This is a genomic window from Pseudoalteromonas sp. SS15 (genome assembly GCF_049257195.1).
Lineage (GTDB): Bacteria > Pseudomonadota > Gammaproteobacteria > Enterobacterales > Alteromonadaceae > Pseudoalteromonas.
The window spans coordinates 414213-438228 of sequence record NZ_JBMMUD010000001.1; the positions used below are offsets into that span (position 1 = coordinate 414213).

General features: G+C 40.0%; 16 protein-coding genes and 2 tRNA genes. 1 reads left to right on the forward strand and 17 read right to left on the reverse strand.

Annotated features, from left to right (window positions below):
- Positions 1–61 precede the first annotated feature (61 nt).
- The 17 genes from AAEU28_RS01765 to AAEU28_RS01845 form a co-directional block, all read right to left on the reverse strand.
- Positions 62–589: a cell division protein ZapC domain-containing protein gene (locus tag AAEU28_RS01765; RefSeq protein ID WP_421962701.1), complete on the reverse strand. Its 528-nt coding sequence runs from the start codon at positions 587–589 to the stop codon at positions 62–64.
- Positions 590–711: 122 nt separating this feature from the next.
- Complete coding sequence (gene pyrD / locus AAEU28_RS01770) at positions 712–1722, reverse strand: quinone-dependent dihydroorotate dehydrogenase (protein WP_421962702.1); 1011 nt, start codon at positions 1720–1722, stop codon at positions 712–714.
- Between the two features lie 79 nt (positions 1723–1801).
- A complete protein-coding gene (locus tag AAEU28_RS01775) occupies positions 1802–6640 on the reverse strand; it encodes an NAD-glutamate dehydrogenase (protein WP_421962703.1) in 4839 nt (1612 codons plus the stop codon).
- Positions 6641–6840: 200 nt separating this feature from the next.
- Positions 6841–9171: an efflux RND transporter permease subunit gene (locus AAEU28_RS01780; RefSeq protein WP_421962704.1), complete on the reverse strand. Its 2331-nt coding sequence runs from the start codon at positions 9169–9171 to the stop codon at positions 6841–6843.
- A complete protein-coding gene (locus AAEU28_RS01785; protein WP_421962705.1) occupies positions 9171–10169 on the reverse strand; it encodes a WD40/YVTN/BNR-like repeat-containing protein in 999 nt (332 codons plus the stop codon). Before AAEU28_RS01785 ends, AAEU28_RS01780 begins: the two co-directional genes overlap by 1 nt.
- 99 nt (positions 10170–10268) lie before the next feature.
- Positions 10269–11636 (reverse strand): DUF1329 domain-containing protein, encoded by a 1368-nt coding sequence (locus tag AAEU28_RS01790; RefSeq protein ID WP_421962706.1) that lies wholly within the window; start codon positions 11634–11636, stop codon positions 10269–10271.
- Between the two features lie 11 nt (positions 11637–11647).
- Positions 11648–13759: a DUF1302 domain-containing protein gene (locus AAEU28_RS01795; RefSeq protein WP_421962707.1), complete on the reverse strand. Its 2112-nt coding sequence runs from the start codon at positions 13757–13759 to the stop codon at positions 11648–11650.
- A 315-nt stretch (positions 13760–14074) separates the two neighbouring features.
- Positions 14075–14296 (reverse strand): DUF2835 family protein, encoded by a 222-nt coding sequence (locus AAEU28_RS01800; protein ID WP_421962708.1) that lies wholly within the window; start codon positions 14294–14296, stop codon positions 14075–14077.
- A complete protein-coding gene (gene pepN / locus AAEU28_RS01805; protein WP_421962709.1) occupies positions 14297–16894 on the reverse strand; it encodes an aminopeptidase N in 2598 nt (865 codons plus the stop codon).
- A 54-nt stretch (positions 16895–16948) separates the two neighbouring features.
- Entirely contained in the window at positions 16949–18409 is a 1461-nt protein-coding gene (nhaC, locus tag AAEU28_RS01810; RefSeq protein WP_421962710.1) for a Na+/H+ antiporter NhaC, read from the reverse strand.
- 315 nt (positions 18410–18724) lie between these two features.
- Entirely contained in the window at positions 18725–20761 is a 2037-nt protein-coding gene (prc, locus tag AAEU28_RS01815) for a carboxy terminal-processing peptidase (RefSeq protein WP_421962711.1), read from the reverse strand.
- 10 nt (positions 20762–20771) lie between these two features.
- Positions 20772–21425, reverse strand: a complete 654-nt coding sequence (proQ, locus tag AAEU28_RS01820) for an RNA chaperone ProQ (protein ID WP_138478556.1) — start codon at positions 21423–21425, stop codon at positions 20772–20774.
- Between the two features lie 14 nt (positions 21426–21439).
- The gene (locus AAEU28_RS01825) at positions 21440–21718 is read right to left on the reverse strand and encodes a hypothetical protein (protein ID WP_130253618.1); all 279 of its coding nucleotides are present in this window, start codon (positions 21716–21718) and stop codon (positions 21440–21442) included.
- Positions 21718–22176 (reverse strand): GAF domain-containing protein, encoded by a 459-nt coding sequence (locus tag AAEU28_RS01830; RefSeq protein WP_138568362.1) that lies wholly within the window; start codon positions 22174–22176, stop codon positions 21718–21720. The genes AAEU28_RS01825 and AAEU28_RS01830 overlap by 1 nt, the downstream gene beginning before the upstream one ends.
- A 131-nt stretch (positions 22177–22307) precedes the next feature.
- Complete coding sequence (locus tag AAEU28_RS01835; RefSeq protein WP_421962712.1) at positions 22308–22682, reverse strand: hypothetical protein; 375 nt, start codon at positions 22680–22682, stop codon at positions 22308–22310.
- Between the two features lie 155 nt (positions 22683–22837).
- Positions 22838–22928: transfer RNA gene (locus AAEU28_RS01840), tRNA-Ser, on the reverse strand.
- Positions 22929–22968: 40 nt separating this feature from the next.
- Positions 22969–23059 (reverse strand) — tRNA-Ser (locus AAEU28_RS01845).
- A gap of 264 nt (positions 23060–23323) precedes the next feature.
- Between AAEU28_RS01845 and AAEU28_RS01850 the strand changes: the two genes are divergently transcribed.
- Positions 23324–23992 carry a Bax inhibitor-1/YccA family protein gene (locus AAEU28_RS01850; protein WP_130253620.1) on the forward strand — a complete coding sequence of 223 codons (669 nt, stop codon included), beginning with the start codon at positions 23324–23326 and terminating at the stop codon, positions 23990–23992.
- Positions 23993–24016: the final 24 nt, after the last annotated feature.

Here is a 24016-nt window from a genome sequence, read left to right on the forward strand (position 1 = left end):
ACCCTATATACTTTAATGGTCGAAAGTATATCACAGGTTGTTTGTTGCTTGCCTTGTTGAGTTAAGCTGTTTTGGTAATTTTGTCAGCTAACATCAGAGGGTGAATACGATTATTCAAAACGCGTATTGCTTGAAATGGCTCTAAACTAAGGTGCTCATCTAGTTTGAACTCAGCGTTTAAACTAATACACAATGAGCTCTCTACGTCACACTCTACAATGAAAAATTCACCGGTTTGTTCAGATGAAGTAAGTGCAATAATGGCTTCTGTTCTATCTGCATTTCCTGTGTATTCGCTAAAAAACCAACTTTTTGCAAGCATGGGTTTTAAATGAAACTTAGCAGCTGTCGCGTTCAAAGCTATTTGACAACACTGGGCGTCGGTCCAGACCTTAAAGTTTTGCAAGTAAAAGTATACGTTTTGGTAGTATTCTGCATCGTCGATACAAAAATTTGGATTAGATAAGGAATCACCAGTGAGTTGGTGTAGCTTGTAGGGAGTGCAAAGTTGAAGCTCATCGCCTAAGTCAATAAGAAGTCGGTTGCGTTCACTGCAACGTAACCACTGCCATTCTTTAGAAGCTTGCACTGTGAAATCTCCTGTCTACTAGCCATATCTAGATAGAGACAGGAGTATAACGAAAAATAACGAATGTTAAAAATGTTTATAAGAACAAATTTAAAAGGATCGTTTAGTTATATAACTGATCATTATAAAGCGTCAACAATACGCTTAACCAATTGCGGGCCTTCGTAGATAAACCCTGTGTAAACCTGGACTAAATCTGCACCTGCATTAAGCTTTTCTTTCGCAGAATCTGCAGAGTCGATCCCACCGACACCAATGATCGGAAGTTTTCCTTCAGTGATCCTTTTCAATTCGTTAACAACAAAGGTCGATTTTTCACGAACTGGACGACCTGACAAGCCACCCATTTCCTCAGCATACTGTAAGCCTTTAACCGCTTCACGCTCAAGGGTAGTGTTTGTCGCAATCACACCATCAATACGATTTTTCATAAGAGATTCGGCAATTTGTTGAACTTGTACAGCATCAACATCAGGTGCGATCTTCACAAGCATAGGCACTGATTTATCATGTTTCGCGATTAAATCAACTTGTTCATTCTTCAGACTTTGTAATAAATCGTCTAGAGCATCACCATATTGAAGGTCGCGAAGGCCAGGTGTGTTCGGTGATGAAATATTCACAGTGATGTAAGAAGCATGCTCAAATACTTTTCGCATACAATGAATATAATCATCTTTGCCCTTTTCATTTGGCGTATCTTTGTTTTTGCCAATGTTTATACCCAAAACACCTGTGTATTTTGAAGCTTTTACATTGTTAACTAGATTATCGACACCTTTGTTATTGAAACCCATGCGGTTAATAACAGCATGTGCTTCAGTTAGCCTGAAAATTCGTGGTTTATCATTACCAGCTTGAGGACGAGGTGTTACTGTGCCTACTTCAATAAAGCCAAAACCCATTTGGCCAAATGCATCGATACATTCAGCATTTTTGTCTAATCCGGCGGCGAGACCGACTGGGTTTTTAAAATCTATGCCAAGAAAGTTTACAGGTTTATCTGCAACAGATTGCGACCAAGCCATACTGAGCGGTGTATTGGCAAAACGACGAAGGTTACCCAATGCAAAATCATGGGCCCACTCGGCATCTCGACCGAACATATAGCGACGCGCTAGTTCATAAAACATGAAAACTCCTTAGTAATCGTTAAAAAATCTGGGCAAAAAAATACCCCAGCAAAGCTGAGGTATTTTAGCGGTTTATAAATTATTTGGAAGTGTCACAGTTGTGGCTAAGTAACATTAATTCACGCAGCGCAACTGAAATCTTCGCAAAGTCGTGACTCTGGGATGTCTTAAACTCTTGAAGCATATGCTGCCAACGTGTTAGCAACACAGATTGAGTATCCATCCAAGACTCTACAAGTTCATTCACATCTGCTGTTTCAGTCTCTAGGCTGTTGAGTACAACTTCAGACAATGAACGCTGTTGCCAGTCTAGCTCTTCACGATATGAAGCACGTGCTAGTGCTTGCCAATGGTTAGTCACTGGTTGAGCCGTAATTTGGTCTAAGAACCAATGTAGGCCCATCTTCGCACCTAACTTGAAGTACGTATTAGACACCATATCAATCGCTTTAGACGAGTTATCTGCAACTTCAGCTAAGTCCATCACAGAGAACAAGCTAGATAGAGATACAATACGTGTCGCAATATCAGAAGGCACGCCTTGTTCAATCAACTTATCTGCATTTTTAGCAATAGATTCTGCTTCATCAGCAACTAAGTAATCACTTAGGTTTGCACTTACATCTTTAAATGTTGGTGCAAAGAACTCGATTGTTTGTTCAATTGTCATTGCCTTGTTGCGGTGACGTAAGAACCAACGCGTTGCACGACGAACCGTACGGCGAAGTTGATATAGCATTTCAGTCTGTACATCTGCTGAGATTTGGTTATCCAAATCTGCAATATCAGCCCAAGTGTCTTTCATTTCGAAAATAGCACTTGCAATTGAGTAACAAAGTGCAATCTCGCTGTCTGAAGCACCTGTTTCTTCATGCATACGAACCATAAAGTTAAGACCCATGTCATTAACGATATTATTCGCAAGTTTTGTGGCGATGATCTCTTTGCGCAGTGGATGGTTATCCATTGCTGCATTGAATTTATCACGAAGTGGAACAGGGAAAGAATTTACCAACAATTGACGGTAATAAGGATTTTCAGAAACTTCATCCGTTACTAAAGACTCTTTTAATACCATCTTAGAGTAAGAAACAAGAACAGACAGCTCTGGACGCGTTAAATCTTGACCAGCAGCAGCACGCTCTGCTAATTCTTCATCTGTCGGTAAGAACTCGATTGCTCTATCTAACTTGCCATCTTTTTCTAAGGCATGGATAAAGCGGATCTTCTCTTTAAGCGTCGCAGGACCCTTAGACTTAGTGATAGAAAGCGTGTGAGTTTGACGGTAACAATCAGCCAATACCAGCTCAGATACTTCATCTGTCATGGCATAAAGTAATTCATCACGTTGCTTCTTAGTTAAGTCGCCTTCTGCCACTAAACCATTAAGCAAAATTTTGATATTTACTTCATTATCTGAACACGCAACACCACCTACGTTATCGATGAAGTCAGTATTGATACGGCCACCTTTAGCAGCAAACTCAATACGACCTAATTGCGTCGCACCTAAGTTACCACCTTCGCCAAAGATTTTTGCACCTAGCTCAGAACCATTTATACGCAGTGCATCATTAGCGCGGTCACCCACATCAGCATCTGTTTCAGATTTAGCTTTAATGTAAGTACCGATACCACCATTCCATAAAAGATCTGAAGGCATCATTAATAATGCTTTGATCAATTCGTTTGGTGTCATGCTGGCTTTTTTAGTGCCTAACATCTTTTTAATTTCTGGTGTCAACGTAATTGACTTAGCAGCACGAGAGAATATACCACCACCTTCAGAAATTAATGACTTGTCGTAGTCTTCCCAGCTTGAGCGAGGTAGTGCAAATAATCTCTCACGCTCTTGATAAGAACTTGCCGCAACAGGGTTCGGATCGATGAAAATGTGCATGTGGTTAAATGCAGCTTGTAAACGAATATGCTTAGATAGAAGCATACCGTTACCGAATACGTCACCCGCCATGTCACCAATTGCAACCGCTGTGAAATCAGTTGTTTGACAATCGATACCCATTTCTCTGAAATGACGTTTAACTGATTCCCAAGCACCTTTCGCAGTAATACCCATCTTCTTGTGGTCATAACCAATAGAGCCACCTGAAGCAAACGCATCACCTAACCAGAAGTTGTACTCTTCTGCAATACCATTCGCGATGTCTGAGAATGTCGCCGTACCTTTATCAGCTGCAACAACTAAATAAGGGTCGTCTTCGTCGTGACGAACAACATCAACAGGTGGCACGATGTCACCATGAATGATGTTATCAGTGATATCTAATAGACCACGGATAAATAGTTTGTAACACTCTTGACCTTCTTTAAAGAAAGCTTCTCTTTCTGTTGGAAGCTGTTTACAAACGAAGCCACCTTTTGAACCAACAGGTACGATAACCGTGTTTTTAACTTGTTGTGCTTTTACAAGACCCAGTACTTCAGTACGGAAATCTTCACGACGGTCAGACCAACGTAGGCCACCACGTGCAACTTTACCACCTCGTAAGTGAACACCTTCTACGCGAGGCGAGTATACGAAGATTTCGAATGCTGGCAGCGGTAATGGCATTTCAGGAATAGCACTTGGCTGAACTTTGAATGAAACATATGATTTGTTCGTACCATCAGCTTCTTTTTGGAAGAAGTTAGTACGAAGTGTGGCATTGATCATATCAACATATAAGCGAATGATACGATCATCATCCAGGTTTGCTACATGTTCTAGATCTTCATGAATACTCGCAACTAGCTTGTCTAAAGTCTTCTGCGCTGCAGGTTTTGCAGGAGAAAACTTTTTGGTGAATAGCTCAACAATCTTGCTTGCGATCTGAGGGTAATGCTCGAAAGTATTCTCGATATATGACTGAGAGAAAGTCACACCGATTTGACGCATATACTTAGCGTATGCACGAAGAATTGACGCTTCGCGACCTTTTAAGCCACCCATAAGCACTAGACGGTTAAAACCATCATTTTCTAAACGGTTGTTCCAAACATTTGTTAGTGCTGCACGGAAACGCGCTGAAACTTGATTGAAATCAGAAATACCTTTGCTATCAAGTAGCATAGAGAAATCCATGATCCAGTTTACTTGGCCATCACTGGTTTTCACTGCATAAGGTGTTTCACCAATGACACGTAAGCCAAAGTTTTCAAGCATCGGCATTACATCTGACAAGTGAATAGGCTCATCTTTATGGAATAAGCTTAAACGAACAATGTTAGAGTTTGCTTCTTCTTGCGGACGATAGAACAACATTTCAAGCTTGTTCTCTTCATCTAGCGTTTCAAGCTTTTCGATATCGACAACCGCAGCTGAAGGTAAAACTTGATCTTTATATGCCGATGGGAACGCATTGCTATATTTACGGTTTAGCTCATTACCACGAGACTCGCCATTGCTTTCTAAAAGCGCTGCTTGAAGCTTATCTTCCCAAGTGCGGGCCGCTTCAACTAAATTATTTTCGATATCTTTCACGTTATATTCAATATTGTTGTCAGCTACACGCACAATATAATGTGTACGCGCTAACGTAGATTCTGAGAAGAAAGTGGTAAATTCAACTTTATCCGTTGAATTAAATGAACGGGCAAGGAGTTGCTGAGTTTCACGACGAAGCGCGGTGTTATATCTCTCTCGAGGTACATACACCATACAAGAGAAGAAACGGCCATAAACATCTTTACGGATGAATAGACGACACATGTTGCGCTCTTGAACCTGTAAAACACCGGTTGCAACTTCTAAAAGCTCAGCTTCACGCGCTTGAACTAATTCATCACGAGGATAAGTTTCAAGGATGTTCAAAACCGCTTTGTATGCGTGCGTGCCTTTTGCAAAGTCACATGCTTCCATGATGCGATTAATCTTGCTTTTTAAGATTGGCACATCTGCTGCGCTGTTGTTGTAAAAGCTTGAAGAGAATAAACCAATGAAGCGGTCTTCACCAACTACATTGCCTTTGTCATCAAAACGCTTGATACCAACATAATCAACATAAGCTGGTCTGTGTACACGCGATAACGAATTTGTTTTTGTAAGAATTAATAAGTTATTGCTACGTGCTTCTTTACGGGCGACTTCTGGTAACTCAGAAAGTAAACGACTGTTTTCATCAGACGTATTTTTCATAAGACCCAAAGAAGTACCTGAAACCGGTTTTAACTCGTAGTCCCCTTGCACTGGGTTCAAGTCATACTGGCGATAGCCCATGAAAGTAAAGTTATCTTTCACTAGCCATTCTAAGAATTCAGCGGCTTCTTTTACTTCAGCTTCAGTACAACCAAAGTTACGAGATGGTAGCTCATTTGTCACAGAAACAAGTTTGTCTCTGATTGGCAACCAGTCTGCCACAGCAAGCGAAACGTCTTTTAGAACTGACTGTAATTCACTTGTCAAATTTTCGATTGCTTGAGTATCTGTTTGACGATCAATTTCGATAAAGAAAACAGTTTTAGTAGAATTTGATTCTTGCTCGGCTTTTAAGTTTGAAATTGCAGAGATTTGGCTGTTTTCGTCACGTTTGATTTTCAACGGACTGTGTAGAAGAAGATGAGAGACGATGTTCAGACGATTCATTGCCATACGCACTGAATCAACTAAGAACGGCATGTCGTTTGCGATGATCTCAACAATCGTATGAGACGATTGCCAACCATCTTTTGATACCTCTGGATTAAACACTCTAATTACGGCTTCATCAGACGTATTTTTTTCAAGTGAATTCCAAAGACTCAGTGCTGCACCGTATAGGTCACTGTCGTTACGTTTTGCCAGATCCTCTTTAGACATATTGCTGTACAAGGCTTTGGCAAAAGTTTCAACGAGTGACACATTGTCTGCATGAACTTTCTTTTGGATCAACTTACATACATTATCTAAGATAACAGATGCTGGACCTTCATTTTGTGTCATATGTGTTCCTTAATCTATACCACCTTGAACGGTAGATTATTTGTACAGCCATTTATTAGCGTGGAGTCAGGTAAATTCTAACCTTTCTGACGCTAATAAACAGCTTTTTCGACGAAAACATTTCAAGCTTTTCAGCCATTTGCTCATCTATTCACAAATAATAGATATAAATAGGCAATCCTTGCCATTTTACAGCACATTTATTCACAATTTTTTTTCTGGTCAGGCCAGAGAAGTGTCCCTATAGCAGGCAATAACAGCACTGCACCCAACATATTCACTAAAAACATGAAGGTGAGCAGAATACCCATATCAACTTGGAATTTAAGTGCAGAGAATATCCAAGTACTCACACCTATTGCTAGCGTAATACCTGTGAATAGTACAGCGCTACCACGTTCAGCCAGAGCATTGCGATAGGCAATCGATAAAGGCACATTTTGCTTAAGCTGTGTCATCATCGATGAAAGGATATAAATACCATAGTCAACACCAATGCCCACACCGAGAGCAATAACTGGTAATGTTGATACAGTTAAACCAATTTCCAGCTTCACCATCAGTGCTTGCGCCAAAGTTGATACAATGTAGAGAGGTAGGACAACTGCAATGGTCGCTTTAACACTTCTAAAACTCAATAAGCATAGAATGATGACAGCACCATATACATATATCATCATTGGAATTTGTGCTTCAGCTACCGACTCATTGGTCGCTGCCATTACCCCTATCGGGCCCGAAGCTAGCTTGAATTGAACTTTGTCTGTATTCTCTATCGACGCAAACTCTTTGATTTTAGCAACCACATGGTCAATGGTTTCAGCTTTGTGATCTTCCATAAAGATAACAATCGGCATCACTGAGCAATCGCCATTAAGTAAACCCGTGCTCGTTTCAACACGAGAAGTTGCCTGAACTAAAGAAGCACTATTACGTGGAAGTGTTTGCCACTTCAAATTACCTTCGTTGTAGCCTGCATTCACTGATTGCGCAACAGAGCTTAAAGACACTGCCGATTGCACGCCTTCTAAGTTCTCGATTCTCCATTGGAAACGACTTACTCGCTCCATAGTATCGAACTCAGTACAGGCCGCTGGATAAGCTTCTACTAGTACCTTTAAGATATCTGACGAAATGGTATATCTATCATTAATCAAGAAGGTATCTTGGTTGTATCGCGCACTTTCATGTAAAGCCGGTGCACCTGCATGCAGATCACCAATCTTCATGTTGTTTGATTGCCAATAACCAAAGGCAAATAACACAACAGAGACAAAAATGATTATTTTTGCTTTTTTAGGGTCTGTCGCTGCAACTAAGCTTTCACGCATCGCAGTGAATAACTTATGCGAGGCTGTATCACCATCATCAACACGGTGGATCTTTGAAGAGTTAAAATAAGAAGCTAGTACAGGTAGTAACAGTAGATTAGTAAAGATAATAACAGCAACACCTAAACTCGCTGTGATAGCAAGCTCACGAATAATGCCGATATCAATTGCTAATAACGTTAAGAAGCCGACTGTGTCTGATAGTAATGCGATACCACCCGGAATAAGTAGCGCTTTAAAGCTTGCTTGCGCTGCAACTTTACTTGATACCCCTTCAGATACTTTCTTACCAATGGCATTGATCATTTGCACGCCATGGCTCACACCAATTGCAAACACTAAGAATGGCACCAAAATTGACATAGGATCTAAGCCAAAGCCTAGAGAGGACAGTAAGCCCATTTGCCAAATAACAGCAATTAATGAACATAAAATAGGTAGCAGTGTTAATTTAAAACTCTTACAGAATAACCACACCATGATAAAGGTGAAGACGATAGCAATAACAAAGAATAAAACTACCCCTTTCGCTCCGTCTGCGATATCACCAGCCATTTTCGCGAAGCCAATAATATGAATACTCACATTATCATTTTCTAGAGGCTGGCGGATTTCCTCTTCTAGCTTTTTAGCAAACGCCAACGTATCTAACTTCTCCTGCGTTTGCGGATCAGTCTCTAATAATTGTGCTGTCACCATGGCACAGCTGTAGTCACTCGCAATCATGCGCCCTACTACATTGGCTTTTTCAATGTTTTGCTTTACGACTGCTAAACCTGTCTTTGTTGGTGCAAAATTAGCAGGAATAATTGGCCCACCGGCGAAACCATCTTCTACGACTTCTACAAAGCGTGCACTCGGCGAAAAAATAGAATTTACAAGCGGTCTATTAACACCAGGAATAAAATAAAGTTGGTCATGAACTGATTTTAGTGTTGAGAAAAATGGTTCATTGAAAATGTCGCCGTTAGCATCACACACCGAAATCAAAATACTGTTGGCACCACCAAACTGCTTTTCATGCTTAAGATAAACTTTCATGTAATCATGTTGCAGAGGAATATTCTTTGTAAAGGCTGCATCTAGTTGAATATGTGTTGCTTTGTAGCCAAGAAAAATGGTGGCGAATAAAAACACCAAAACCATGAAGAGTCTGTGACGAAATACAACATATTCGAGTTTATTTAATATAGCTTGCATTACTTGCTATCTCCCCAAGTAATTAGCCCTTTTTCTGTTGCCATAATTACTTTGTTATTAAATATAGTGGCTGACAAAATTGCATGACCTGAAGGCAATTGTTCACTAGTTACCTGCTGACCATTAAAAGCGTGGATCAACCCAGAGTTTGCGAAAAGTAAAGTTGAATCTTTAAATGGCAAAATCGAATTAATTGTTGCCGTTTGCGCAATGTCGATTTCAGTGAAACCAATATCACTTTGTGACTTAATGAAGGCATTCCCTCTTAGTCCTGCAACCAGAATCTGTCCATCTGGTGTTTCGTTCACACTAAAAAAAGAACCAGGGTAAAACTCTTCAAACTTTTGCCAGGAGATGCCTTTGTCTTCACTTTTACCCACTAAGCCCATTTCTCCCACAAGATAAAAAACGTTATCTTGTATTAGCAAACGATTAAAATGCGGCAGAATAAACTTAATTTCATCTTGATAGGCTTCAGGATCATCCTGCTTTAGTTCTTCAAGATATTCTTTGTCATCAGGGTGAACAAAATCACTGATGAATTGTGATTGCCAAGTTTTGCCACCATTATCAGTCTTATAAAACATGCCATAGGCACCAATAGCAAACCCCGTTTTCTCATCGACAAACTCAATATCTAGGCATGGCTTGCCTTGTTCAGGTAAGTGCTGTTGTAATTGCCAAGTTTTACCATTATCTGAGCTATGTACAATTGTTGCATCATGACCACATGCCCATGCTGCTTTATCAGATTTTATGGTGACAGCGGTTAAAAGCGATTGAACTGGCACTTCAGCTTGTTGCCAACTCTGTCCATCATTTGAAGTCACAATAGTGCCAAACTTGCCAACTGCAACGACTTGATTATCTGTGCTATCAATGTCTGCAAATAGTGTTGTATGTGGTTTCGCAACCTGAAGTGAGGCTGGTGGCGCTGATAATGCTTCATAAGAAGAAAAAGCCGCCATTAAGCAAAACGCGTACTGATTAAATTTCATGCTGAATACTCGAACATCTGTTGTCGAAGACAAAGAAACTTGTCTTGAAAGTTGAATAAAGTGGCTGGGTGACAGCCACTTTTTATTTCTATTTGAAGATTAACGCTTACCTTCGCGACGAAGTGCACTTTGCGTAAACTCATTGTCGTTGAATGACTGAGTGAAGTCATACATAGACTCTTCGTTATCAAGACCTATCGCTAGGTAACGACGAGAATTTAAGTCATGGTAAACATCTAATGTACTCCAATGCGTTGGCACATCGTAATAGTTCAAACCATGCGCCATCGCAACGCGGTACATTTGATCACGGTTATCGTAAATATCCGTTACATGGATCTGCCAGCTATCTTCATCAATGTAGAATACACGCTTCTTGTAAATATGGCGTGTGCCTTCTTTAAGATTTGCTTCAACAACCCACACACGGTGCTTCTCATAACGCACATGCTCAGGATTGATATGGCCTGCATGAAGAATGTCATCATACTTTAGCTTATCGCTGTGAAGCTTATAGCTGTTATACGGAATGTACATTTCTTTTTTGCCTTTTAGAGTCCACTCGTAACGATTTGGTGAACCGTTGAACATATCAAAATCATCAGTTGTACGAAGACTATCTGACGCTGTTCCTGGTGCATCATACGCAACGTTTGGCGCACGACGAACACGACGTTGACCAGTATTATAAGTCCACGCTTGACGAGGCGTTAAGATTTGGTCCATTGTTTCATGAACAAGAAGCGCAGTACCGGCAAGTCGCGCTGGTTCTGTTACTTTTTGCTTGAATTTGAATAATACGTTCGACTCTTGAAGCGCTTCAGGCGTTGCCGCTGGATCAGAGTATTTAACAAGTAGCTTTTCATCAAAGCCGATGATGTTATAAGAGCCAGACGCTGTTGGCATTGCTTGACCACCAAAACGCGCGATCGATAGACCACGGTAACGTAATAAGTGATTCCAAATTGCTTCTAGGCCATTTGCAGGTACAGGGAATGGAATACCGATGGCCGTATTTTTAATACCATTTCCACCTTCAATCAGCTCTGCAGTTTGTGCATATTTCTTAGTTGCGTCATAAACAAACTGAGGATATGCAGCACTACGACGAGTTGGGTAAATGTTCATTTTGAACGTATCAGGATACGTTTCGAATAATGCAATTTGGCCCGGACTTAATAAGTCTTTATGCTTATCAAGGTTACTCTTATCGATAGTTAAAATAACTTTATCGTCTGCATATGGGTCAATGTGGTGCATACCTGGCTCAAAACCTGCAGGTGGCTTAGTAATACCGCCTGTCCATGCTGGAATTGAACCATCAGCGTTGCCCGCTTTTTCTGCGCCAATTGGCGTTAAATCCGCACCTAGTCTAGCTACTTGCTCAGCAGTCATATCTGCATGCGCAAATGGAGCAGACATCATTGTTATTATTGTTGCTGCGATCATGCTTGGTTTTTTAAACATATAACAAGCCCTTAAATTGAATACTTAATATTGAAAGAGACAAAGTCACGGTCTGCAAAGGTATTTGTTGCACCGCCACCCCAGAATGTGTTGTAGCTAAAGTCAAATGACCAAGCATTCTGGTAAGTGAAGTTCATTGTCATACCCAAAGACTTTCTGTCTTCGACAAATAGATACATAGGATCAGGCGTCGTACCATTTACATCATGTGAGAACACAATACGAGGAGAGAAGTTAACACCTGCAAAAAGGTTGTTGTAATCCCCCTTCGCAATTAAACGATAACCCCATGAAGACGCTGTTGGGAATGGGTTTGTTTCTGGACCATTCGAAAGTGCCATATGAAGAAGATCATACCTTGCACCCTTTTCAATTAAAGGACCGTAGCCTTCAATCGTACCACTACGGCCCGTACCTGCAACATTCAGGCGAAGCTCGTCGTAGCTAGGCATGTCTTTTATCGTTACAGCACCGACTTCACCTACTACAGCCCAGCTATCAGCGCCTAAAGAAGGACCGAATAAATGCGTTGCAGTAAACTGAACTTGCATAGAGTCTTTTAAAATATAACCCTGAGCAACTTCACCTGGCTTAACGTAGCTCACTTCATCTCTTGCACTTAATTGAGATAAGCTACTGAAATCTTCACGAAGACCTGAGTAAGCTAGCTGTTCAGCCATACCAGCGTAAAGTAACTCTACGTCGTCAATTTGAAGTGGTTCGTCTTGGCGATAAGAGAATTCACCTGAGAAAGCAGTTTCACCAATGGCTGTATTAAAACTTAAACCATAAAGCTTAATATCTTCAGGGTAAGTAATAGTAGCTTGAGTGAAAGCGTTTAGATTAGTTACATTATTCTCATCAATTGGGTTTGCAGCGATGTATGCTAAATCCTGTGCGATAACATCAGCTTCAAAGTTTGATGCTTTACCAGAAATAAGCGGACGGCGACTGTGATAGTTAATGTAGTAAAGCGCAAATTCTGTATCATTTAACTCAGGTGCAAACATACCAAGACGAATACCATACTGGCCTGCATCTTTTGGTTCACTCTTACCGTTTAAGCCCTTGCCTTTAAGCGCAACTTTCGTTGGGTAAGCCATATACATTGACGCAGCAGTTTGACCAACTAACTGAGGTGTTGGCTCTACGCCTTGTGCAATTAAAGCTGCTGTTGCATCAGCATAAAGGCTGTTAAGTGATTCAGTTAAGTGGTGTAAATCAATATCAGGGTTTGACGTAAAGCCTAACTGTACGTTTTGCATATAACCGTTTTCAGATGCAAAATCGTTTGTTGAGAAATAACTACCCGATGCAGGTAAACGGGTTTCATGCCACTGGTACTGATAGAAACCTTCTAAGGTTACATTTTCAGTAATACCTAGAGACGCCCAGAACATACCGACAGGAATAAACGCTTCTTTTAATTCAGAACCTGGCGCTCTTAAACGGTCAATATCAACAGGGTTTACATTGATACCGTGAGAGATGAGTGTACTTTCACCCCAGTTTACAACTTGTTGACCAAGTCGAACAGAAAGAGGATTTTGACCATCATTTAGATCAAAGTCAGCCCAAATGAAGGCATCTAATAAACGCACATCAGAACATACCTGCTCTTTAGTTTGCTTATCAGCACAAGGATCTACTTTTTTACCTGATACTGGGTTGGTATAGGCAAAATCACCATCTTCCATCGCAAAATCTTTAAAATACATAAAGCGCGAGAAAATACCCCAGTTATCTTTAGAGATGCTGAAATCGTGAGTACCTTTAATTAATTGAGAAAAAGTGTCACCAGAATCAAAGTTCAGGTTACCAGCGTCGCCATTATTTGAATAAGCGCCTGGCTGAGCCCAAACTTGTGCAGAGCCATACTTTGTATTACCAAGACCTGCATTATAACCAGACCAATCAAACCTTGGGTGGTTACTTTTACCAATATATTGGAAGTCGCGATCTTCTACACGAATACTTTGACCGTATGAAAACGTTGAATCGAATGTGATGTCAAAATCACCGACTTGGAAACTTGCAGCTGAAACATTTGCACTTGTTACAGCAACGGTGGCCGCTAAGCCGAGCATTATTTTGTTTGGAACAAAGAGCGCTCTTTTAATCATTATGCGTTCCCCCTATGCGGGTTATTTTAATCAAGTTGTTGTTTTTATATTGAAGTAACATTAGAAGTGAACGTACAAAAACTCAAATCCACTAAACCAAAAGTTACTATTTTTTTGTTCTGGACACGACTTTACCCTTGGTAAGACGTCTTACCAGATAATTTATAACACGTAATTCTGCTTTATAACAAATCCTATTCTCAAAATTGTGACGATTTAATGCGCTGAACAATAAACTAATAATATTTTATTCTGCATTATCGAGTATTATTCAGCCGAAATTTGAAGTTATTAATAACAATACAATTTTTGCTTTTAAGACACTTGATCAAGAGAAATAAAGCTATTTGTGTCTGTTAGACAGAGTCTAAAACGCCCCCTTATACCAAGGGAGCTGACAAAACGTCTAATATGTGTAGCAGGAAAACGAATGCTTTTACCGCCATCTTCGATTACTTGAACAAACTCATAATCGCCTCGGTAGTAAGCCATGCATTCGTCATAGCTTAAAGATAAATAAAAATAGTACTCTATCATTTATGCGTTTAATGCCTTATCCACTTTTTCAAACAAGTCATCACTCAAGTTATCAATACTTGCTATTCGCTGTAGCTGTGCCTTTATTAATTGTTGACGAGTGAAATCAAAACGTTTCCAAGACATAAATGGCGTCACCATTCTCGAGGCATTCTGTGGATTAATTGCATTTAGTTCAATTAATAAATCGGCAAGTAGTTCATAGCCCTTTCCATCAATACGATGGAATTGAGCAGGATTGCTGCGCGCAAATTGACCAACTAAAGCTCGCACTCGGTTTGGATTTGATTTGTCAAAACAAGGGTGATCATATAAAGACTTTATTAAGTCAATCGCACCATCGTTATCTGTAGTCGCCTGAAGTGCAAACCATTTGTCCATAACCAATGGATCATGTCGCCATTGTGCATCGAATTGTGCGATCAACTGTTCCATAATTTCATGATCGGCATTTTTTACCGCCTTAAGCGCAGCCAATTTCAGTGTCATATTGTCTTGCTGGCTGTTTGCAAGTAACCAATCAGTTACCTCATCATTTTCAATCAGTGCTAAATAATACAGTGCCATTGCTTTTAAGCCCCTGGCTGCAACCGCACTAGCACTAATCTCACCTGACTCTGAACAACTTTTGTAAGCAGCAATCAATTCTGATTGCAATTGTGTCGCAATTTGAAGTTCGAATTGCTTGTAAATGTGAACCAGTTCAGTGATCGGAACAGGCGAAAATTCAGCACTGACAGTGTCAAAATTAGGTAGTTTGATCAGTTCAGAGATAAGCGCTTTGTCAGTGTTTTCTTCAGTAACAATTGATTTGAGCGCCTGAATTAATGTGTCAGAGATACTAACTGGATCACTACCCGACATTGTGTTCACAGCGTGTTTAATTTCCATCGTGAAAGCACGCTGAGCCGCTTCCCAACGCGTAAAATCACTAGAAGCATGTCTAAGAATATGAATCAACTCTTCAGATTCATAGCCGTAGTTTACAACACAAGGCGCGGAAAAGTTTTCTAGCAAAACAGGCGTTGGCTTCGATAAGATATTTTCAAAAGTAAATTCTGCGTTCATTTCTTTCAATTCAATAACAGCATCGAACGCTTTGCCATTAGAAATAAGCGGTATCGTATTGCCAGCTTCATCAAGCAGTTCTATTGCAAAAGGAATATGCAGTGGTTCAGAAACAGGATCATTTTCTGCATGAATCTGATTAAGTTTTAATGTGAAAGTTTGTTGCTCAACATTATAAAAAGTTTCAACTTGAACCGATGGCGTACCATACTGACGGTACCAAAGTTTAAATTGCTCTAAGCATTTACCACTGGCATCACTCATAGCAGCAACAAAGTCATCACATGTAACAGCTTGTCCATCGTGACGTTCAAAATAAAGTTTCATGCCTTTTTGAAAATTAGCTTCACCTAACAAGGTGTGCATCATTCGAATGACTTCTGCCCCCTTGTTATAAACCGTCACAGTATAAAAGTTATTCATCTCAATCACTTTTTCTGGACGTATAGGGTGAGCCATCGGGCCTGCATCTTCTGCAAACTGATGTGTTCTCATCGCCATAACTGCATCGATGCGATTCAGCGCGCGCGAGCCAAGGTCACTACTGAACTCTTGATCTCTAAATACTGTCAACCCTTCTTTCAAAGACAACTGAAACCAATCACGGCAAGTAACACGGTTGCCCGTCCAATTATGGAAATATTCGTGGCCAACAATTGATTCGATTGTGTGATAGTCACGATCTGTTGCTGTTTGTTGATTTGCCAAAACGCAAGCGCTGTTAAATACATTTAATCCTTTATTTTCCATTGCCCCCATATTGAAGAAGTCAACAGCCACTATCATATAGATATCCAGATCGTACTCTAGGTCAAAGCGCTCTTCATCCCACTTCATGGCATTTTTTAGCGATGCCATTGCATGCGGTGTTTTATCTAAATTGCCTTTATCAACAAAAATCTCAAGCACAACTTCACGACCACCTCTTGTTACAAAAGTGTCTCTAAGTACATCAAAATCACCAGCTACAAGGGCGAATAAATAACTCGGCTTTTTATGTGGGTCTTGCCACTTAGTGAAACAACGTCCGTCAGGCAAAGTGCCCTCTTCGATTTTATTGCCATTAGACAACAAGTAAGGAATGTCTTTATCGGCAATTATTGTTACTAAGTAATCAGTTAACACATCGGGTCTATCTAAGAAATACGTGATTTTTCTAAACCCTTCAGCCTCACACTGGGTGCAATAAGCACCTTCTGAAAGATAAAGGCCCTCTAATGATGTATTAGTACTAGGAGAAATCGTGTTCTCGATTTCTAGTGAGAATTCATTCGGTAGATTCTTCAGCGTCAATGATGTTTCAGTTTGGACGAAGTCTTCAAATAATTGACCATTCACTTTTACCGAGATTAAGTTTAATTCAACGCCGTCGAGACAAAGCTCAGAGAGAGCTTGCGTTGATGAATACAACGCTTTACTAACTACCTTGGTATCTGTTGGATGTAATTCTACAGTTAACTCTAAATTCGTTACTGTGTGAGAAGGTGCTTGATAATCTTTTAAATACTTAGCTTGAGGCTGGCTTTGCATATCGAATTCCTTAAAAGAGTTAGCCCTTAAAAAGGGCTAATCATTATGCATGGATTATGCTTTTTCTTTGTCTAACTGTTTTGGCTCAATTTTTAAAATCTTTATGCCTATGTATGCATAGATTATTGCCAAGAAAGGATTAATTAAGTTAAAGAAGGCATAGACTGCGTAGTCAAGTGGATTGATCATTAATACACTTTGCATATACGCACCACATGTATTCCATGGGATCAATGGGCTAGTAATTGTACCACCATCTTCTAGTGTTCTTGATAAGTTCACACTTTTCAATCCACGTTTTTTGTATTCTTCTTTAAACATACGTCCAGGTACAACAATGGCGATATACTGATCAGCGGCAATTAAATTCGTACCGAAACAAGTTGCAATTGTTGACGCTATCAACGAGCCTGTACTGCGTGCCACTCTTAAAATACTTCTTACAAACACTTCTAGTAGACCAGTCTTTTCCATAATGGCACCGAACATTAAAGCTGTCATGACCAGCCATGTCGTTGTCAGCATACCAGCCATGCCACCACCACTTAATAAGTCATCCATGGTGCTATCACCTGTTTGAATAGCGAAACCATCATAGAATGTCGCCCAAACAAGTTTAAAGTAACCAACTAATTGCCCTTGAGACACATCAACTTGTGTGGCAAGTAGATCTGATTGAAAGATAAGTGCCCAGACAGCCCCGATCACTGCACCAATTGAAATTGCTGGAAAAGCTGGCATTTTCTTATAAGCCAAAACAAGCAATACAACTAAAGGAACCAGCATCATAGGGTTGATATTGAAGTTGGCATTTAAAATAGAAACAATGTCATCAATTCGACCAATATCACTTGTTACATCTGCACTGAACCCCATGATGACAAAGATGATCATCGCAATCACAAAGCTTGGTACCGTTGTCCAAAGCATATGTTGAATATGTTCAAAAAGGTCGCTTCCGGCAACAGCTGGTGCTAAATTCGTTGTCTCAGAAAGCGGGCTTAATTTATCTCCAAAATATGCGCCTGAGATTACCGCCCCCGCAGTGACAACTTGATCTAAGCCTAGACCTGTTGCTACACCAAGCAAAGCGACACCTATGGTGGCAGCTGTCGTCCATGAAGAGCCGATACTCATTGCAACAATGCCACAAATTAGACAACTCGCAGCATAGAACCACTGCGGACTGATTATTTGTAACCCGTAATAGATTAATGTCGGAACAGTACCTGACAGCAACCAAGTGCCAATTAAAGCACCGACCATTAGAAGGATTAATATCGCCCCCAAAGATAAGGTGATGCCTTTGATCATTGCCTCTTCTAATAAACGCCAAGTGTAGCCATTTTTTAAACCCACAAGAGCAGCTGTAAATGTGGCAAAAAGAAGCGCAATTTGATTAGGGCCTGATGAAGAGTTATCACCATACAGATACACTGCAGAGCCTAATAAACAGACCAATACAAAAATTGGTATAAATGCATCAAGAAATGATGCTTGCTTTTGTTGTTTCAACTGGGTTCTCCCGGCAAGGTGGACCTTGCTCTAATTAATATTCAAAAGGCTCAAGGCCGTTTTTATTTTTATATCATTTACACGATTGAATATTTGCTAAAGCACTGACATCTTCTCAGTGTTTTAGCAAAAGCTCAGTTTTTCGTGTGGAAGCTATACCAATCTTTTTAATTGAGTGCTCTATTTTTAAGACTGGTCTTACTTAAGGTAATCTTCTTTTATGAAAAAATTACGTACTTATTCCAATAATAACAAAACATATTGCTTAGGGTAATAAAAAAGGCGCCGAAGCGCCTTTATTGAATAGGTTCTAGCTTAATTCTGAAGGTTGTTCTTAGCTAATCGCCCATATCTGATTAAATCTTGAGTGATCAGAGCCGCTTCTTCTAAATAAGGGTCTAGCTCAGAGATTACATCAGGCACATCGTCTAAATCTTTCACAGGTTCTAAACCAAGACGTTTTAGCCTTTCATTGGTTCTCGCTAATGAACGCTGTTCTGATTCTTCTCTGTCTTTTAATCTTTGAGATTCAACTAAAGAAATAAAGTTTTTATCTTTTTCTTCGTTATAACGGGCGATATCCGCCAATACATAATTAAATTCAGGCTCTTGCGCCACACGTAATGCATGCTTTTCATTTAAATATGTTACAAGTGGGTTTAAGTTATCTAAACTCTTATATTTCGCTTGCTTAATCTTATCCCAAGGTAATGCATTGTCCTCTTGACTCTCCCCCCACTCTTCAGGATCAATCGCTGAAGGTAATAAAATGTCAGGTACTACACCTTTATGTTGCGTGCTACCGCCGTTAATACGATAAAACTTCGCGATAGTATAAGTCACGCTACCAAGGGCATTACTGAATAAATCATAGTTTTTTGCAAGCGGTCTATGCTGCTGCACTGTGCCTTTACCAAACGTTTGCTCACCAATTACAATACCACGTCCGTAATCTTGAATAGCGGCAGCAAAAATTTCTGATGCCGATGCACTATATCTGTCTACAAGTACAGTGATAGGGCCATCATAAAAAGTAATGCCGTCTCTGTCTTTTTGTGCTTCTACTCGATTGTAAGCTGTATGAATTTGAACAACTGGACCTTGGTCAATAAACAACCCTGTCAATTGTGTAGCTTCATACAATGAACCACCACCATTTTGACGAAGGTCGATGACGATGCCATCCACATTTTGTTCTTTAAGCTTTGTAAGTTCTACTTTTACATCTTTAGATAAGTTGTTATAGAAGCTAGGGATCTCGATCACACCAATTTTTGAAGTTAAGTCAGAGTATTTGGCTTCAAAAACGTCAGATTTTGCGGCTCTATCTTCTAATTTGATCTTGTCTCGAACAATTTCAACCACTTTAGGCGTGCCATGGGTATCTGAGCCTTTTAAATATTGTAGTCTAACCTTAGTACCTTTAGGACCTTTGATCAGATCTACAACATTATCTAAACGCCAGCCGATAACATCGACAAACTCTTCACCCTCTTGTGCCACACCAACAATTTTATCGTCAGGCTTGATCTTTTCAGACTTGTCAGCCGGACCACCAGGCACAAGTGAACGAATAACCGTGTAATCTTCATCGTAACCAAGTACTGCGCCAATGCCTTCTAACTCAAGATCCATATCCATCTTGAATTGTTCAGCTCTTCGCGGCGATAAGTAGGATGTATGTGCTTCAATGCTTCGCGCAAACGCATTCATCACGACTTGGAATGCATCTTCACTGTCTGTTTGACTTAAACGTTTTAACGCATTGTTGTAACGTTTAGTCAGTAATTCTTTAATTTCAGGCCACGTTTTGCCTGTCAGTTTTAAACGTAACGCATCAGATTTTACGCGTTGACGCCAATACTCATTCAACTCGTCTTGTGTTTTAGCAAACTCAGCTTCTTCTCTGTCATAGTAAAATGCATCTTCTTTATCAAAAGTCATTTCTTTATCTAGCAGCGAGATGGCGTATTGAAAACGTTCAAAACGGCGTTGTAAGCTTAAGTTGAATAAGTCATAAGCAAAATCAAGTTTGCCTGACATAAGGGCATCGTCAAATTGCTTTTTGTTCGCTTCAAAACGCGCAATATCAGATTGCAAAAAGATAGACTTACTGAAATCTAAAGACTCAACATATCTATCAAAAATTTGCTCTGACAGCGCGTCATTGAAGCTAAATCGCTTGTAATGCTGTCGAGTAAATAAGTTAGTCACCCTTTTACTTGCTGTTGTATGCTGAGCCTCTTGCTTTAATACGGGAAGATCCTTCACTGTAACAGCATCAACTGCAGCAAAAGAAGCACTAGAGATGAGTGCAGCGACAACGGGAATGAGCGAAAACTTTTTACTCATACACTACTCCTTAAACGATAAATAAGCTGTCAGCTTTTGTTTTAACTTGCATACCAGTTACTAGTTCAACATGAACTTCGTCTTTGTTTACTTCAGTAATGGTCGCATTAACAAGAGCCTGACCAAGTTTAACTTTTACTTTGTTATTAACCTTGACTTCAGAAGCTGGCAAAGGTTCAACTTTTCCTGAGCTGCGTTTTGCTTGTTGAGCTGCAGGCTTCTTATTAACTCTAGCGCCTTTGTCGTTAGAACGTGACTGACCATGCGGTTTCTTTTTGTAAGATTTTGTGTCACCGTCTTGCTGACGAGGACGCTGAGGCTTTTTACGCTTGGCCATTTTCGCACGGCTTTCTTCAAGTGCTTTTTGAGCATGTTCAATGTGCTCTTGTTCCACTTTTTCAGCATCATTGCCATCTAGGTCAACGCGGAATTCGTTTTTGGTAACGGCTTCTAAGTAACGCCAGTTTGATGTGTACTTGCGAAGCGCTTGACGAACTTGCGTTTTACTTACAACTTCTGAGCCTTCAATACGCTCTGCAACGTCTTTAAAAATACCAACTTTTAACGGTTTGATGCCGTCTTTTTTCTTGAAGCAGTTAGGAAATTCTTTAAATAAGAACTCCAATACTTCATTAATGTCTTTTAGCTTGTTTGTGGTTTCCATGTTTAACCTATTTGTTATACCTGTTCATCTAGTGATGAATGAATATAGTGAGTAACCCAATCTGTTAACTCTTCAAATTCAGCCTCAATAAGCGCTAAATCACCACGAAGATGTTCCCAGATGCCGTTAATCAAGTTGTCGATTGTTTCACAATCTAAATCATCAGGTAGCATATCCCATGCAAAATGAATTAATTCATTTAAGGTTTCTGCTACCTGCTCTTCTTCTCCTTCCCAATCACCAACATCATGAATGGCAAAAAGATAATCTTGTACATTTAAAAGGTCTTTCACTAAAGTGTGGCCTCAAAAATCTTCACAATTTGTTCTAGACCAGCTTGGTCATCTAAATCAAAGCGAGCATGCAGTGGGCTATCAATATCTAACACACCAAATACTTCACCATTTTTGAAAACAGGCACTACAATTTCAGAGTTTGAAGCTGCATCACATGCGATATGACCTGCAAAAGCATGCACATCTTCAACAAGTTGTGTACTTTTCGAATGTGCAGCAGTACCACATACCCCTTTTCCAACCGGAATACGGATACACGCGGGGTTACCTTGGAAAGGCCCTAACACTAACTCGTCAGGCGTATCAATTAAGTAGAAACCTGCCCAGTTAACGTCATCTAACGATGTAAAAAGCAAAGCACTGAGGTTTGCCATGTTTGCGATTGCGTTTTTTTCGTCGCTGATCAAACCTTCGGCCTGCTTGGCCAAAGATTGATAGAAGTCTGTTTTTTGCATTCGACTCATCAAAATAAAATGTTCAAATGCTTAAGGTACTCTTTAGCGTTAAGAATTAAAACCTTTTCAGCAGAAAAACTGTTAATAAACTGAAAAACAGAGCATTAATTGGTTAGTTTTCAGGCTGCGCGTTAATTAAAGCGCCTTAAGCCATATAAAAACAGACCTGAAGCAAGAGCAGCCATCACTGTATTGACTAAAAATACCATACCTGCTGAAGCTGAAAACAAGAAGCTAAATAAGGCCCCGCCAAGCATCCCTAGAGTCAAGATACCTGAATATTGTACTTTGTTGTATTTATACATAAGCATATATCCAGGCACAACAAGTAAAGCCATTGAAAGCCCGACTATATGCGCATTAGCAATGGCACTCATCAACAAAGAAAAAAACATTTTTGCCCCACCACTTTCTACACTCAGTGCGTAGTATACCCCTAAAGTAGTCCCTACAATTACAGGAGCCAGTAGTGACATTGCCACACTTTTAGCCAGTTGTTGTTTCATGAAACCTCACCCTTCTTTTTATTGTTTCAATTAGAGAGTGTATGAAAATGTACAAATAACCAGTGGACTTTAGTCGAAGCTCTAGCCAAGTATATAAATGAAAGGCAAAAAAAAAGCCGCTAGATTACTAGCGGCTTACTTATTCTATGAATAAGTGGCGGAGAGATAGGGATTTGAACCCTAGATACGCTATTAACGTATGCCGGTTTTCAAGACCGGTGCTTTCAACCACTCAGCCATCTCTCCGAAGTCGGAACTTTTTGATTACTCAAAAAGTCAAAATTAGTGGCGGAGAGATAGGGATTTGAACCCTAGATACGCTATTAACGTATGCCGGTTTTCAAGACCGGTGCTTTCAACCACTCAGCCATCTCTCCGCAGCGGGGCGAATAATAGGGAAAGCTGAGCCAGTTGTGAAGCTTTTTTTTCAACTTTTTGTTTAACCGAGCAAAAAAAGGACATAACGTTCGTTATTTCAGCGAAAACAGTTACTCAACATATCGAAGTCAGGTTTTTGTTGTGTTTAACTCAAAAAAAACCGATCGGGTATTTGATTAACTATATTTGCCCACATTTATAAGACTTGATACTCTTAGGTAGTTCATTTATCGGAACATTTGTTTCATTTAAGGAGTTTAACCATGGCATTCAATCATTCGTACGGCGCCGCTAAACCGGTAATGTCGACAATTGAAACGAACAAGGTTTTAAAAAATACTTATTTCCTATTGGCTATGACACTGGCATTTAGTGCAGTGACTGCCGCTATTTCAATGACAATGGCATTACCACGCTTCACTGGTCTGGTTTGCTCGTTGATTGGTTTTGGTTTGATCTTCGTAATTCAGAAAAAAGCCAATTCATCATCAGCAATCGGTCTAGTGTTCCTTTTCACTGGTATTATGGGTTTTGGTTTAGGTCCTCTACTTGCTCACTATGCAGCAATGCCGAATGGCGGCCTACTTATTACTCAAGCGCTAGGTTCTACAGCACTGATTTTCTTCGGTCTTTCAGCGTACGCGTTAACAACTAAAAAAGACTTCTCGTTCATGGGCGGTTTTTTAACAGTTGGTTTAATCGTGGTTGTAATCTCAAGCCTAGTAAACCTTTTCATTGGTAGTTCAGTTGCGTTTATGGCTATTAACGCTGCTGTTGTATTGCTGATGTCAGGTATGATTTTATTTGATACTAGCCGTATCGTTAACGGTGGCGAAACAAACTATGTAATGGCGACGGTAAGTCTTTACCTAAACATCTACAACCTGTTCGTATCACTACTTCAACTTCTTGGCATGTCAAATGATGACTAAGTCATAAGTTTTGTTAAAATAAGC

What these genes read in the sequence shown, in the direction of transcription:
- AAEU28_RS01835 (WP_421962712.1), bottom strand. Translation starts at nt 22,682, where the DNA reads ATGAAACAACAACTGGCTAAAAGTGTGGCAATGTCACTACTGGCTCCT.
- pyrD (WP_421962702.1), bottom strand. Translation starts at nt 1,722, where the DNA reads ATGTTTTATGAACTAGCGCGTCGCTATATGTTCGGTCGAGATGCCGAG.
- AAEU28_RS01800 (WP_421962708.1), bottom strand. Translation starts at nt 14,296, where the DNA reads ATGATAGAGTACTATTTTTATTTATCTTTAAGCTATGACGAATGCATG.
- AAEU28_RS01775 (WP_421962703.1), bottom strand. Translation starts at nt 6,640, where the DNA reads ATGACACAAAATGAAGGTCCAGCATCTGTTATCTTAGATAATGTATGT.
- AAEU28_RS01780 (WP_421962704.1), bottom strand. Translation starts at nt 9,171, where the DNA reads ATGCAAGCTATATTAAATAAACTCGAATATGTTGTATTTCGTCACAGA.
- AAEU28_RS01790 (WP_421962706.1), bottom strand. Translation starts at nt 11,636, where the DNA reads ATGTTTAAAAAACCAAGCATGATCGCAGCAACAATAATAACAATGATG.
- prc (WP_421962711.1), bottom strand. Translation starts at nt 20,761, where the DNA reads ATGAGTAAAAAGTTTTCGCTCATTCCCGTTGTCGCTGCACTCATCTCT.
- AAEU28_RS01795 (WP_421962707.1), bottom strand. Translation starts at nt 13,759, where the DNA reads ATGATTAAAAGAGCGCTCTTTGTTCCAAACAAAATAATGCTCGGCTTA.
- AAEU28_RS01830 (WP_138568362.1), bottom strand. Translation starts at nt 22,176, where the DNA reads ATGCAAAAAACAGACTTCTATCAATCTTTGGCCAAGCAGGCCGAAGGT.
- proQ (WP_138478556.1), bottom strand. Translation starts at nt 21,425, where the DNA reads ATGGAAACCACAAACAAGCTAAAAGACATTAATGAAGTATTGGAGTTC.
- AAEU28_RS01850 (WP_130253620.1), top strand. Translation starts at nt 23,324, where the DNA reads ATGGCATTCAATCATTCGTACGGCGCCGCTAAACCGGTAATGTCGACA.
- pepN (WP_421962709.1), bottom strand. Translation starts at nt 16,894, where the DNA reads ATGCAAAGCCAGCCTCAAGCTAAGTATTTAAAAGATTATCAAGCACCT.
- AAEU28_RS01785 (WP_421962705.1), bottom strand. Translation starts at nt 10,169, where the DNA reads ATGAAATTTAATCAGTACGCGTTTTGCTTAATGGCGGCTTTTTCTTCT.